This is a genomic window from Pseudooceanicola sp. (genome assembly GCF_029213205.1).
Lineage (GTDB): Bacteria > Pseudomonadota > Alphaproteobacteria > Rhodobacterales > Rhodobacteraceae > Pseudooceanicola.
The window spans coordinates 1-11,305 of sequence record NZ_JARGNH010000024.1; the positions used below are offsets into that span (position 1 = coordinate 1).

At 64.3% G+C, this 11,305-nt stretch carries 18 protein-coding genes; 11 read left to right on the forward strand and 7 right to left on the reverse strand.

All coding sequences use genetic code 11. The annotated features are described in order from the left end of the window. The coding region (locus P1U48_RS14895) for a hypothetical protein (protein WP_301069978.1) at positions 1-243 on the forward strand (243 nt) is incomplete at its 5' end. 167 nt (positions 244-410) lie between these two features. Here the strand turns inward: P1U48_RS14895 and P1U48_RS14900 are convergent. From P1U48_RS14900 to P1U48_RS14920, 5 genes are all read right to left on the reverse strand, one after another. Further along, the gene (locus P1U48_RS14900) at positions 411-974 is read right to left on the reverse strand and encodes a F0F1 ATP synthase subunit B (protein ID WP_301069979.1); all 564 of its coding nucleotides are present in this window, start codon (positions 972-974) and stop codon (positions 411-413) included. 4 nt (positions 975-978) lie between these two features. Continuing rightward, positions 979-1,524: a F0F1 ATP synthase subunit B' gene (locus tag P1U48_RS14905; protein ID WP_301069980.1), complete on the reverse strand. Its 546-nt coding sequence runs from the start codon at positions 1,522-1,524 to the stop codon at positions 979-981. Between the two features lie 82 nt (positions 1,525-1,606). Then, positions 1,607-1,831: a F0F1 ATP synthase subunit C gene (locus tag P1U48_RS14910; protein WP_301069981.1), complete on the reverse strand. Its 225-nt coding sequence runs from the start codon at positions 1,829-1,831 to the stop codon at positions 1,607-1,609. A gap of 92 nt (positions 1,832-1,923) precedes the next feature. Then, complete coding sequence (locus tag P1U48_RS14915; RefSeq protein ID WP_301069982.1) at positions 1,924-2,853, reverse strand: F0F1 ATP synthase subunit A; 930 nt, start codon at positions 2,851-2,853, stop codon at positions 1,924-1,926. 1 nt (position 2,854) lies between these two features. Beyond that, positions 2,855-3,184: an AtpZ/AtpI family protein gene (locus tag P1U48_RS14920; protein WP_301069983.1), complete on the reverse strand. Its 330-nt coding sequence runs from the start codon at positions 3,182-3,184 to the stop codon at positions 2,855-2,857. Positions 3,185-3,435: 251 nt separating this feature from the next. Here P1U48_RS14920 and P1U48_RS14925 point away from each other — a divergent pair, with 251 nt between their 5' ends. Then, positions 3,436-3,801: a metalloregulator ArsR/SmtB family transcription factor gene (locus P1U48_RS14925; RefSeq protein WP_301069984.1), complete on the forward strand. Its 366-nt coding sequence runs from the start codon at positions 3,436-3,438 to the stop codon at positions 3,799-3,801. 207 nt (positions 3,802-4,008) lie between these two features. After that, entirely contained in the window at positions 4,009-4,452 is a 444-nt protein-coding gene (locus P1U48_RS14930; protein ID WP_301069985.1) for a hypothetical protein, read from the forward strand. Positions 4,453-4,516: 64 nt separating this feature from the next. Here P1U48_RS14930 and P1U48_RS14935 read toward each other — a convergent pair whose 3' ends face one another. Together P1U48_RS14935 and P1U48_RS14940 are read right to left on the reverse strand one after the other, a co-directional pair. Continuing rightward, the gene (locus P1U48_RS14935; protein ID WP_301069986.1) at positions 4,517-5,386 is read right to left on the reverse strand and encodes a DMT family transporter; all 870 of its coding nucleotides are present in this window, start codon (positions 5,384-5,386) and stop codon (positions 4,517-4,519) included. Positions 5,387-5,415: 29 nt separating this feature from the next. Further along, entirely contained in the window at positions 5,416-6,297 is an 882-nt protein-coding gene (locus tag P1U48_RS14940) for a LysR family transcriptional regulator (protein WP_301069987.1), read from the reverse strand. 161 nt (positions 6,298-6,458) lie between these two features. Here P1U48_RS14940 and P1U48_RS14945 point away from each other — a divergent pair, with 161 nt between their 5' ends. From P1U48_RS14945 to rpsP, 8 genes are all read left to right on the forward strand, one after another. After that, positions 6,459-6,626 carry a hypothetical protein gene (locus tag P1U48_RS14945; protein ID WP_301069988.1) on the forward strand — a complete coding sequence of 56 codons (168 nt, stop codon included), beginning with the start codon at positions 6,459-6,461 and terminating at the stop codon, positions 6,624-6,626. Between the two features lie 214 nt (positions 6,627-6,840). After that, the gene (gene ffh, locus P1U48_RS14950; RefSeq protein WP_301069989.1) at positions 6,841-8,361 is read left to right on the forward strand and encodes a signal recognition particle protein; all 1,521 of its coding nucleotides are present in this window, start codon (positions 6,841-6,843) and stop codon (positions 8,359-8,361) included. Continuing rightward, positions 8,358-8,825 carry a hypothetical protein gene (locus tag P1U48_RS14955; protein WP_301069990.1) on the forward strand — a complete coding sequence of 156 codons (468 nt, stop codon included), beginning with the start codon at positions 8,358-8,360 and terminating at the stop codon, positions 8,823-8,825. The genes ffh and P1U48_RS14955 overlap by 4 nt, the downstream gene beginning before the upstream one ends. Then, a complete protein-coding gene (locus tag P1U48_RS14960; protein ID WP_301069991.1) occupies positions 8,825-9,379 on the forward strand; it encodes a GNAT family N-acetyltransferase in 555 nt (184 codons plus the stop codon). Before P1U48_RS14955 ends, P1U48_RS14960 begins: the two co-directional genes overlap by 1 nt. Next, positions 9,376-9,918, forward strand: a complete 543-nt coding sequence (locus P1U48_RS14965) for a GNAT family N-acetyltransferase (protein WP_301069992.1) — start codon at positions 9,376-9,378, stop codon at positions 9,916-9,918. Before P1U48_RS14960 ends, P1U48_RS14965 begins: the two co-directional genes overlap by 4 nt. A 45-nt stretch (positions 9,919-9,963) precedes the next feature. Next, entirely contained in the window at positions 9,964-10,569 is a 606-nt protein-coding gene (locus P1U48_RS14970; RefSeq protein WP_301069993.1) for a GNAT family N-acetyltransferase, read from the forward strand. Next, complete coding sequence (locus P1U48_RS14975; RefSeq protein ID WP_301069994.1) at positions 10,562-10,873, forward strand: chorismate mutase; 312 nt, start codon at positions 10,562-10,564, stop codon at positions 10,871-10,873. Before P1U48_RS14970 ends, P1U48_RS14975 begins: the two co-directional genes overlap by 8 nt. A gap of 47 nt (positions 10,874-10,920) precedes the next feature. Then, the gene (gene rpsP / locus P1U48_RS14980) at positions 10,921-11,301 is read left to right on the forward strand and encodes a 30S ribosomal protein S16 (RefSeq protein ID WP_301069995.1); all 381 of its coding nucleotides are present in this window, start codon (positions 10,921-10,923) and stop codon (positions 11,299-11,301) included. Positions 11,302-11,305 lie beyond the last annotated feature (4 nt).

Genomic DNA, 11,305 nt, shown 5'->3' on the forward strand with positions numbered 1-11,305 from the left:
GAATTACTTCACTGCTGCCGGATATGTCGCAGGTTAAAGGCGGGACGCTTTAGGCAATGCCGACGCCCGCCGGGCTGGGCGGTTGAGATCGACCAGCAGACGCCCGAACTGGTGTTCTTTCAGCATGACAGCGGCACGCTCCTGTTCATCTGCCGCCCGGCGGGCCCGGCCCTTGCTGATGGCGCGCCGCTCGCCCGGAATGGGCCGGAGGTCCTCCGTCAGGCCTTCCGCTGGCGGCATTGACCACAAGGCGCCGCGCCCCCGCTTCCTCTGGTCCAAAATATCCTCGGGGGGAGTCCGGGCCTCGGCCCGGACGGGGGGCAGACAGCCCCCCGCAACTGCGCCGCCAGGCGTCACGAAAAAGCCCGGCACATTGGCCGGGCTCTTCCTGTCTGTCCAGGGGCGCAAATTCAGTGCAGCTTGCTGCCCGCCTGGGTGATCGCCTCGTCGATCAGCTTGTTGGCCTGGGCCGCGCTGATCTCTTTGGCGATGACCTCGCGCGCCACCGCGATGGCGACACTGGCGGCCTGGTCGCGCACCTCGTTCTCTGCCGCAGTCTGGGCCGAGGTGATCTGATCGTCCGCCGCAGCCAGACGCCGCATGATCGAAGCTTCGAGATCGACCTTGGCCTGATCGGCGGCAGAATTGGCCTCGGCCCTGGCGGTTTCGACGATGCGATCCGCCTGCGCCTGCACCTCTTTCTGCTTGCGCTCGTAGCTGGCCAGCAGCGACTGCGCCTCGTCCCGCAGCTTGCGCGCCTCTTCCAGTTCCGAACGGATGCCATCGGCGCGCTTGTCCAGCATGCCCCCCAGCAAGCCGGGAACCTTGAAGTAGACCAGTGTCCCGATGAACAGGATGAACGCCAGCAGCACCACGAAATTGGTGTTGTGCAGCGAAAAGAACGGGCCGGTTGCGGCGGCCGCCGGGCTGGCGGCCAGCGCGGCAAGGGTTGAGATGGTGAAAGTCTTGCGCATATCCCTACCCCTTGACCCGGTCTTCGACAGCGCCGTCGATGGTGCCCTTGTCGGCCTTGAAGCCGAGTGTGGTGACCAGTTCGGCAGCGACGTCCTTGGCCACGGCCCGGATGCCGTCGACGGCCCCGGCGCGAATCTCGGCAATCGCTTTTTCGCCTTCCGCAGTCTTGACGGAAATCTGGGTGTCCGCCTTGGCGATGGCGGCGTTCAGATCGGCCTGGATTTCGGCCTTGGCCTCGGCAGCGATCCGGCCCGCTTCGACGCGGGCATCGGCCAGCGCCTTGTCATAGGCCTGCTCGGCTTCTTCGGCCTTACGCTTCAGATCATTGGCGGCGGCAATGTCGTTGGTGATCGTGCTCGCCCGATGTGCCAGAACTGCACCGATGCGCGGCAGCGCCACCCGGTTCAGGATCAGGTAGATCACGACAAGCGTGACGACCAGCCAGAAGATCTGGTTGGGGAAATGCGCGAAATCGAGCTGCGGCATCCCCGCGCCCGACGCAGCGTGATCCGCAGCCTCTGCCACGGCACCATGCGTTTCAGTAGCCATGTGATCCTCCTGGGAACCCAATGTTACCACGGATGAGGGCCGCTTCAGACCCCCATCCGCGTGTAAGGATGGAGAGCCTGGATCAGACGGCGAACATCAGCAGCAGGGCGACGAGGAAGGCAAAGATGCCCAGGGCCTCGGCGAATGCGATACCGATGAACAGCGTTGCGGTCTGCGAGGCAGCCGCCGACGGGTTGCGCAGGGCGCCGGACAGGAAGTTGCCCGCAACGTTACCCACACCGATTGCGGCTGCGCCGGAACCGATTGCTGCGAGGCCTGCGCCGATATGTGCCAGATCGCCTTCCATGATACTCTCCTTAGTTTGGTAATTGGTGATTTCAGATGATGAGCGCGAACGCCCGGGTTAAGCGGTAGGCTGCGCGCTTGCCACGCACGACCTTAGTGCGACGGGTGCAGCGCATCCTTCAGATACACGCAGGTCAGAATGGTAAAGACGTAGGCCTGGATGAACGACACCAGCACCTCAAGCCCGTACATCGCGGCGACGGCGACCACCGACAGCGGCGCGATGGCGGCGATTGCGGCAAAGCCTGCGAACACCTTGATCACGGCGTGACCGGCCATCATGTTGCCGGCCAGACGCACCGAATGGCTGACGGGCCGCACGAAATAAGAGATCAGTTCGATGATCGCCAGCACCGGACGCAGCGCCAGCGGCGCCGATTTCACCCAGAACAATTCCAGGAAATGCGCACCGTTCTTGACGAACCCAAGGATGGTGACGGTAAAGAACACCGCAAAGGCCAGCACCGCAGTCACCGCGATATGGCTGGTGGTGGTAAAGGCCATCGGCAGCAGGCCAAGGAAATTGGCAAAGACGATGAACATGAACAGCGTCATGACATAGGGGAAATACTTGATCCCGTCCTTGCCGGTCACATCCTCGATCATCTTGTAGACAAAGCCATAGGCCAGTTCCGCAACCGACTGGGTCCGGTTCGGGATCGTGGCGCGTTTCGAGGTGCCGAGGATCAGCAGCACGACAATGGCCAGAACCGTGATCGCCATCCACAGGGTCACATTGGTGATCGTGTACCAGTGGACCTGTTGAATGCCGGCCTCGAAAAGATTGATCGCGACTGAGCCTCCAGCCTCGACCTCCAGCGCCTGCTTGGCAGTGAGAGCGACTTCATGCCCGCTCTCCGTCAGCCCTGTAAGCCCTTCCCCCCCGGAGCCGGGTTCACCCAGAGCCACGACATTATCATACGCCTGAAAGAGCGGTTTCACGATGAACTGATCCATCGGGTGAAAGGCGAGACCGCCCTCTGCCCCGTGTGCCGCCGCTTCGCCCTGCGCTTCCGTCGCCATGTCAGCCCTCTTTATCTCGTTCGGCCTGTTCGGCCATTTGTTTTGCCTGCACCTCTTGCGCGGTGCGCAGCATTGTCTTGATCCCGGCCGCGAAGCCGATGAACGTGAACACGATCAGCCCCCAGGGCAGCGTTCCCGCCAAAATATCCAGCCCGTAACCCAGCACCGCCCCGATCCCGAGACCGGCCACCAGCTCGGTCACCATCCGCCAGGCGATATTGGCCTGGGAATAATGCTCGTCCTTGCGAGGGCCCGGTTCCTGCGCCTTGCGCGCCACCGCCAACCGCTCCTCAAGCTGCGCCATGCGCTCCTTTTGGTCAGGTTCGGCCACCGAAACACCCCTTCGGACATCCGCGCTGTTGCTATGCGCCATCGGGGCCTGAGTCAAGCGGCCGGGAAATCCCGCCCGCCACCAACCAAGCATTTGTTTTCAATTGGTAAACTTAGATGCCCCGTGTCTTCTCCGAGCGCCAAAACCGGGCGTCGGCCCATCGCACCCCCTGCCCGGCTCATTCAACCGTCCAGTTGAACGATTACACGCCCGACCTTGACCGCCCCGGCGTCGCACGGCTTATGGGGGCGATGACACGCGATCTCGATCAGGTCTTTTCGGCCCTTGCCGACCCGACGCGGCGGCGCATCCTCGCCATGCTGCTTGAGGATGACATGGCGGTCACCGATGTTGCTGAGCCGTTCGAGATGTCGCTGGCCGCCGTATCCAAGCATCTGGGTATCCTGACCCGCGCCGGGCTGATCAGCCAGGACAAGCGTGGCCGGATCACCTGGTGCAAGCTGGAGCCGGGCGGGCTGCATGCCGCCTCGGTCTGGATGCAGGGGTTCGGCCAATTCGAGCCGGTAAACCTGGATGATTTCGAACGCTTCCTGGCGGCCGAGCTGACGCTGGACGCCGACCCGGGCCTCGACACAGATGAGAGCGTGATGGAATAATCACGAGTCCCGAAATTGCCCGCGCCTTGCCCGAATGCCGCCCTATTCCGCCGATATCCCGGTCTCATGACCACATCCTCCCCCCTTGCGCCGCATGGCGACCTCAACGGCGCCCCGGCGTCGGCCTCGCAACCTCGCCCAGCGCTTCAATACACTGCGCCAACCACCCCCGCACCGACGTGCCCGACCGAGCAACCGGCAGCGCCGATGTTCGGCAACATCTCGATGCGCGACCACGCAGCCTGTCGATTCGCCCAATACCGCCGCAAGTCCGAGGCCCCGCGCCAGGCGAAGACCGGCCGGGGCACCGACATTCTGGACAGTATTCTGTTGTTGTTTGCGGTCTGCGCCCTGTTGCTGCCAACCACTGTCGGATATGCGTTGGCGACCGCCGCCGCACAGAGCCTGATCGGCCTGCCCTTCGCAGTGCTGATGTTCGTCAGCCCCTTTGCCCTGATGGCGCTGCTGCCGCTGCGCTTGATCCATCTGGCATTGGACGGGCTGTTCGGCATCCGCCTGCGGATAAGCCTGCTGGCGCCGCTGTCGCTGGTCTGTCTGGCGATGTTCCTGATGCTGGGACCGCTGAACATCCGGCCCGCGCTGACGGCCACCGCCATCGCCCCGGTCAGCAGCATGCCATCCTTGTCCTGATCCGAACCCGACCAGTCGCAGCACCGGTAGAAGCGCGCCCCTGCCGGGCGCGCTTGCCGGGCGCCTAGCCCTCATCCTTTAGCAACAGCACCAACGCCACGATGGTCAGCCCGACCCCGCTGAGCACCAGCAGCGGCGGCACCTCGTGGCCCAGCGCGATTTCCCAGACAATCACCCAGGTCGGGGTGAAATAGGTATAGGCCATCACCTTGGCCGAGGGCAGATGCAGGGTGGCGAATTGCAACAGGGTAAAGGTCGTGGCGCTGGCAATGACCGAGACATAGGCCAAGGTGATCCAGACGATCGGCGGCAGCGCCATCCAATCGGTGCTCAGGATATCCGGCCAGGCATAGGCGCTCAGCACCAGCCAGCCCGCCACCAATGTGCCAAAAGTGAACACCACCGGCGGCTCGCCCCGGTTCAGCTTGGCCACCAGCGGCGTATAGATCGCATGCGCCAGACAGCCCCAGAAGAAAATCGCCTCGCCGCGGCCGATCTGCATCTGCAGCAGGGCGTTCAGATCGGCGCGAAAGATCACCCATAGCGCCCCCGCCGCGCCAATCGCCAGCGCCAGCGCCATCCGGGGCGTGGTGATCTGGCGCAGCAGGACCCAGCCCGCCAGCGCCGACATCACCGGGGTCAGGGTGAACACCGCCGAGGTTGACACCGCCGAGGCGGTTTTCAGCCCCTCGAACATCAGCACGAAATAGATTGCGAAAATGCCACCCAGCAGCGGATAGCGCCAGGGCGCGCGCAGAGCACTGCGCGGGATCCCGGTGGTGGCCGCGGCAACGCTGCCGACGATGATCGCTGCAATCAGGAACCGCACCGCATTCATCGCCGAGGGCGAGACATGCGGCGCCGCCAGCGCGCCGAGCGAAAACGACCCCGCCACCAGCACCGAAAAGGCCAGCATCGCGACATGGCCTTGCATCGGCCGCCGGACTCGAGAGGCGCGGGCTCTCACGCCGGATGATCCATCTTGAACCAGTCCTTCAGAAAGGTCAGGAACGCCTGCACCTTGGTGGTGCGGTGCAGATCCATATGGGTGACCAGCCACAATCGGCTCTGCCAATCCGCGATCGCCGGATGCACCTCGATCAACTCGGGGTTATGCGCCGCCAGATCGCGGCGCAGAAAGCCGAGGCCAATCCCCGACAACACCGCCTGTTTCACCGCCAGGTCATCGCCCGACCGGAACACGATCTGCCGTGCCGGCACGCTGTCGCGCAGCCATTTGGAAAACGGCGCCCGGCTGGCCGGGTCATCCGAGCCGACAAAGCGATGCTGCGTCACCTCGGACTCGGTTTCCGGCTGGCCGTGACGGGCGATGTAATCGGGGCTGGCGTAGATCGACCAATCCAGCTGCATGAATTGCTGCACCACATTGTCGGGCTGCTGTGGCGGGCTGCCCGCCCGGATCGCCACATGCGCCTCGCCATATTCCAGCCGGAACAGCCGCGACGAGGTCAGATAGCGCAGGATCACATCCGGATAGGTGGTCTGGAACGCCGCCAGCGCCGGCACCAGCAATTCGCTGAACCCGCTGAGCGTGGTGATCACCAATTCGCCGGTCACCGCATTGCCACGGCCCTTGATCCGCCCCGCCAGCTGACCGAACTGATCGTCGGTGGCCTGCGCCACCCGCAACAGGTCCTGGCCCGCCTCGGTCGGGGTATAGCCCCGGGCATGGCGCTGAAACAGTTTGACCCCCAGCCGGGTTTCCAGCGCATCAACATGGCGAATGACGGTGGCATGGTGCACCCCCAGCGCTTCGGCAGCGCCGGATACCGTGCCCAGCCGGGCGACGTGAAACGCGGTGCGGATCTCATCCCAATTGTCCATGGCCCCTCCACTCTGTGCGCTAGAAAACTCAGAGTCGTATCAATGCCTGTTGCGTGCGAATGTGCAAGGGTCTCGTATCGCCGCCTTTGCGGTCTTTGTCCGCCGGGTGCAACTGATCCTCGACCAGCGCGCGGCGTGATCTCGCCGAGCGGAGCGAGGCGGTGGTGGAGGACGACCGGGGCGATGATCAGATCACCACCTATCGCCCGGCCCTGAACCTGACCGGCAACGGCGCCGGATCGATCCCCGTTGTCGCGGCCTATACCAACGGCCCCGGGTCCCGGCGCCTTGTCGAGGCGATCAATGCCTGGCTGACAGCCAGCCGCTGAGGCGGCCCGTTGCCATGGTCAGACCCCGCCAAGCTTGACTCGCCCGCGACAGGCTTTTACACGCAGCCGCAGCATCCGGAGGAGTCACACCTTCCGGTCTCTGATCAACAGGGATCGCCCCCCACCAGCGTGTTACGCCCGTGGGGGCATTTGCGTATTGTGCGCTTCGATCCTAAATCGGAGCATATGGGAACCGGCGAAAGGGCCATGAAACGTGTTTGAAAACCTATCCGAACGCCTTTCCGGTGTCTTTGACCGGCTGACCAAACAGGGCGCCCTGTCCGACGATGATGTGAAAACCGCGCTGCGCGAGGTCCGGGTGGCACTGCTTGAGGCCGATGTCTCGCTGCCGGTGGCGCGCGACTTCATCAAGGCGGTGCAGGAGAAGGCGACCGGCCAGGCGATCACCAAATCGATCTCACCGGGCCAACAGGTCGTCAAGATCGTGCATGACGAGCTGGTGCATGTGCTGACCGGCGACAGCGATCCCGGCAAGCTCAAGATCGACAATGCCCCGGCACCGATCCTGATGGTCGGGTTGCAAGGCTCGGGCAAGACGACAACCACCGCCAAGCTGGCCAAGCGGCTGAAAGAGCGGGACGGCAAGCGGGTGCTGATGGCCTCGCTCGACGTCAACCGCCCGGCGGCGATGGAACAACTGCAGATCCTTGGCGTGCAGATCGGCGTTGACACCCTGCCGATCGTCAAGGGCGAGGATCCGGTCAAGATCGCCAAACGGGCCAAGACGCAGGCCAGCCTCGGCGGTTATGATGTCTATATGCTCGACACCGCCGGGCGGCTGCATATCGACGCCGAGCTGATCCAGCAGGCCGCCGATGTCCGCGACGTGGTCAACCCACGCGAAACCTTGCTGGTGGTCGACGGGCTGACCGGTCAGGTCGCGGTCGAGGTGGCACAGGAATTCGACGACAAGATCGGTGTCACCGGCGTGGTGCTGACCCGGATGGATGGCGACGGGCGCGGCGGTGCCGCCCTGTCGATGCGCGCCGTCACCGGCAAGCCGATCCGCTTTGTCGGCCTCGGCGAGAAGATGGAGGCGATCGAGACTTTCGAGCCCGAACGCATCGCTGGCCGTATCCTCGGCATGGGCGACATCGTGGCGCTGGTCGAAAAAGCACAGCAGACCATCGAGGCCGAACAGGCCGAACGCATGATGAAACGGTTCGCCAAGGGCCAGTTCAACATGAACGACATGCGCGAACAATTAGGCCAGATGCTCAAGATGGGCGGCATGGAGGGGGTGATGGGCATGCTCCCCGGCATGGGCAAGATGACCAAACAGGTCAAGGACGCCGGGTTCGATGACAGCGCCATCAAGCATCAGATCGCCCTGATCCAGTCGATGACCAAGAAGGAACGGGCCAATCCGGCCCTGCTACAGGCCAGCCGCAAAAAGCGCATCGCCAAGGGCGCCGGGATGGAAGTGCAGGATCTGAACCGTCTGATCAAGATGCACCGCCAGATGGCGGACATGATGAAGAAGATGGGCAAGATGGGCAAAGGCGGGATGCTGAAACAGGCGATGAAGGGGATGATGGGCAAGGATGGCGGCGGCATGCCCGATCCGGCCCAGATGGACCCCAAGGCGCTGGAAGCGGCGGCCAAGCAGATGGGCCGGACGATGCCCGGTGGCAAGATGCCCGGTGGCTTGCCGGGTCTGGGTGGTGGCGGCGCGCTGCCCCCGGGGTTGAGCGGGTTCGGGAAGAAGAAGTGAACCTTGCGGCGGCATATCTCTCGGTGATCGGCCTGTCGGCCTTGCCGGCGCTGGCGCTGGCGCAGGAGGTCGATCCGCGCGCGCTGGAAAGCTGTGCGCGCGACGGCGCGAGCTTTGTGGCGATTGCGAAATGCCTGCCCGAGGAACATGTCGGACTGCAAATGCTCGACACCATCGCGCGCGACAGCTTTTTCGGCGCTGCGGGCACGGATCTCTCTGAGCGCTGCCTCGGGCTGAACGACGGCAAATACACCGGTGCCTGGTCCTGCGCCTCAAGCGCCATCGACGCGGCGGTGCAGCTGGGCCACCGCCTGCCCAAAGGCAGCCGGATCGACGACCCGTTGTTCAACGGCCTGAACCGCCCTGAATTGATGGCCCGCCTGGAGGAGTCCGAAAAGGCGGCCAAAGCGCTGTTTCCCGAAAAGACCCTTTGGGGCGGCAACATGTATCGGGCGCTGAAATGATGCGCCCAGCGCCCCTGAGCTATCCCGAGATCACCACCGAGCGGCTGCGCCTGGTCTGCCCCGCCGCGCCGGATTTCGACGCGACCGTGGCCTATCTGATGCCCGGCGCCCGCCGCTTCATCAACCAAAACCCGGACGAGGATTCAGTCTGGTGGTCGATTGCCACCATCATCGGCCATTGGCACTTGCGCGGCTATGGCCATTTCGCGGTCATCGAAAAGGCGACCGGCATCCATGTCGGGCTGGTCGGCCCCTGGTTCCCCAAGGGCTGGCCAGAGCCGGAACTCAGCTGGCAATTGCTGGAGGGCTCCGGCGGCAAGGGGTATGCCTCCGAAGCCGCGCGCGGGGTGCTTGACTGGCTGTTTCGCGACAAGAGCTGGGCCTCCTGCATTTCTCTGGTGCAAGAGCACGACGCCCGCTCCAGTGCGCTGGTCGAACGGCTCGGCGCACGGGCCGAAGGGGTGTTCCATCACAAGATGACCGGCGACATGCGGATCTGGCGCCACCTGCCCAAGACCAAGGCCGGGCGCAAGTTGCTGGAGGGGTTGGCATGACATCCATTCCCGTGCTGACAACCGAACGCCTGACCCTGCGCGGCCCCGACGCAAGTGATGTCGCGCCGATCACCACCTTTTACGCCTCTGAGCGGTCGCATTTCGTCGGCGGCCCCAAGGATGCCGATGGGGCCTGGCGCCAGCTTGGCACCGAAATCGGCCATTGGACCCTGCGCGGCTATGGCCGCTGGATGGTCGACCTCAGCGCCACCGGGGCGACGGTTGGCATCGTCGGCCTCTGGAACCCGGTCGGCTGGCCCGAGCCGGAAATCGGCTGGGATCTGTTCGACGGGTTCGAAGGCAAGGGCTATGCGACCGAGGCCGCCGCCGCCGCCCGCGCCTATGCCTATGACGTGCTCGGCTGGTCCACCGCGATCAGCCTGGTCGCCCCGGACAACACCGGCTCTGCCGCCGTCGCCAGCCGCCTCGGCGCGGTGCTGGAATCCAGCTTTGACCACGCCAAGCTGGGCCATTTGCAGGTCTGGCGCCACCCCGGCCCGGATGATCTGGAAAACGGCGGAATGGGGGCCTACGCATGACCCCCGTCTTTACCCGCCCCTCCGCCAGCACCGGAGGCGCCGCCAATGCCGCATAAATCCATCCCGGTGATCGAGACCAAACGCCTGGTCCTGCGCGGCCCCGAGGCCGACGATTACCCGAATTTCAAATCGACCTTCACCTCGTATCGGGCGCGGTTCATGGGCGGGCCGCTGAACCCCTATGAGACCTGGATGCTCTATGCCGCCGAGATCGGCCATTGGCAGATCCGCGGCTATGGCATGTGGATGATCCACGACAAGCGCAGCGACAAACCGCTGGGCATGGCCGGCGGCTGGAAACCGGCGCAATGGCCCGAGGCCGAAATCGCCTGGATCATCTGGCCGGAAACCGCAGGGCGCGGCTACGCGTTGGAGGCCACCCATGCCGCCCGACGCTATTTCTATGACACCTTGGGCTGGGCCGGCGCGGTCAGCTACCTCGACCCGAAGAACCTCGATTCGATCCGTCTGGCCGAACGGCTGGGCGCCAAAAAAGACCCCGAGGCGGCGACGGTTGATGGCAATGACATCTGTTACCGGCATCCCGCCCCAGCGGCGCTGCGCAACAGCCAACTGGCCGACGGCATTGCCCTGGAAATCGCCCATTACAGCGATCCGAAATACCAACCGGAGGGATACGCCCTTGACTGACACTTCTGCCAACGACCCGGTCGCCCAGGCCGCCGCGCTGCTGAAAGAGCACCGCCAGAGCATCGACCGGCTGGATGCCATCCTCGTCTATACCCTGGGCGAGCGCTTCAAACACACGCAGGCCGTGGGGAAACTCAAGGCCGAACACCAGCTTCCACCGTCAGATCCCACCCGCGAAGCGGCGCAGATCGCCCGGCTAGAAGATTTGGCCGTCCGGGCCGATTTGGACCCGGAATTCGCCAAGGAATTCCTGAACTTCATCATCGCCGAAGTCATTCGGCATCACCAGAAGCACCAATCCTAGGGCGGGGATCATCCCCCCCGAAACCGCCATTCAAAGGAGAACACCCAATGGCCATGAAAATTCGTCTCGCCCGCGGCGGGTCCAAGAAACGCCCCTTCTACCGCATCGTTGCCGCCGACAGCCGGATGCCGCGCGACGGTCGCTTCATCGAAAAGCTGGGCACCTACAATCCCTTGCTGCCCAAAGACAGCGAAGAGCGGGTGAAAATGGACATCGAGCGGGTGCAATACTGGCTCGGCCAGGGCGCTCAGACCACCGACCGGGTTGCCCGGATGCTGGAAGCCGCCGGCGTGACCGAGAAGAAGACCCGCTCGAACCCGAAAAAAGGTGAGCCGGGCAAGGCCGCACAGGAACGCGCCGCCGCCAAGGCAGCAAAAGCCGCCGCACCTGCCGAAGACGCACCTGCCGAAGAGGCCGCCGCCGAGTAATCGG

What these genes read in the sequence shown, in the direction of transcription:
- P1U48_RS14905 (WP_301069980.1), bottom strand. Translation starts at nt 1,524, where the DNA reads ATGGCTACTGAAACGCATGGTGCCGTGGCAGAGGCTGCGGATCACGCT.
- P1U48_RS14935 (WP_301069986.1), bottom strand. Translation starts at nt 5,386, where the DNA reads ATGCAAGGCCATGTCGCGATGCTGGCCTTTTCGGTGCTGGTGGCGGGG.
- P1U48_RS14925 (WP_301069984.1), top strand. Translation starts at nt 3,436, where the DNA reads ATGACACGCGATCTCGATCAGGTCTTTTCGGCCCTTGCCGACCCGACG.
- rpsP (WP_301069995.1), top strand. Translation starts at nt 10,921, where the DNA reads ATGGCCATGAAAATTCGTCTCGCCCGCGGCGGGTCCAAGAAACGCCCC.
- P1U48_RS14970 (WP_301069993.1), top strand. Translation starts at nt 9,964, where the DNA reads ATGCCGCATAAATCCATCCCGGTGATCGAGACCAAACGCCTGGTCCTG.
- P1U48_RS14965 (WP_301069992.1), top strand. Translation starts at nt 9,376, where the DNA reads ATGACATCCATTCCCGTGCTGACAACCGAACGCCTGACCCTGCGCGGC.
- P1U48_RS14940 (WP_301069987.1), bottom strand. Translation starts at nt 6,297, where the DNA reads ATGGACAATTGGGATGAGATCCGCACCGCGTTTCACGTCGCCCGGCTG.
- P1U48_RS14960 (WP_301069991.1), top strand. Translation starts at nt 8,825, where the DNA reads ATGCGCCCAGCGCCCCTGAGCTATCCCGAGATCACCACCGAGCGGCTG.
- P1U48_RS14930 (WP_301069985.1), top strand. Translation starts at nt 4,009, where the DNA reads ATGTTCGGCAACATCTCGATGCGCGACCACGCAGCCTGTCGATTCGCC.
- P1U48_RS14915 (WP_301069982.1), bottom strand. Translation starts at nt 2,853, where the DNA reads ATGGCGACGGAAGCGCAGGGCGAAGCGGCGGCACACGGGGCAGAGGGC.
- P1U48_RS14910 (WP_301069981.1), bottom strand. Translation starts at nt 1,831, where the DNA reads ATGGAAGGCGATCTGGCACATATCGGCGCAGGCCTCGCAGCAATCGGT.
- P1U48_RS14900 (WP_301069979.1), bottom strand. Translation starts at nt 974, where the DNA reads ATGCGCAAGACTTTCACCATCTCAACCCTTGCCGCGCTGGCCGCCAGC.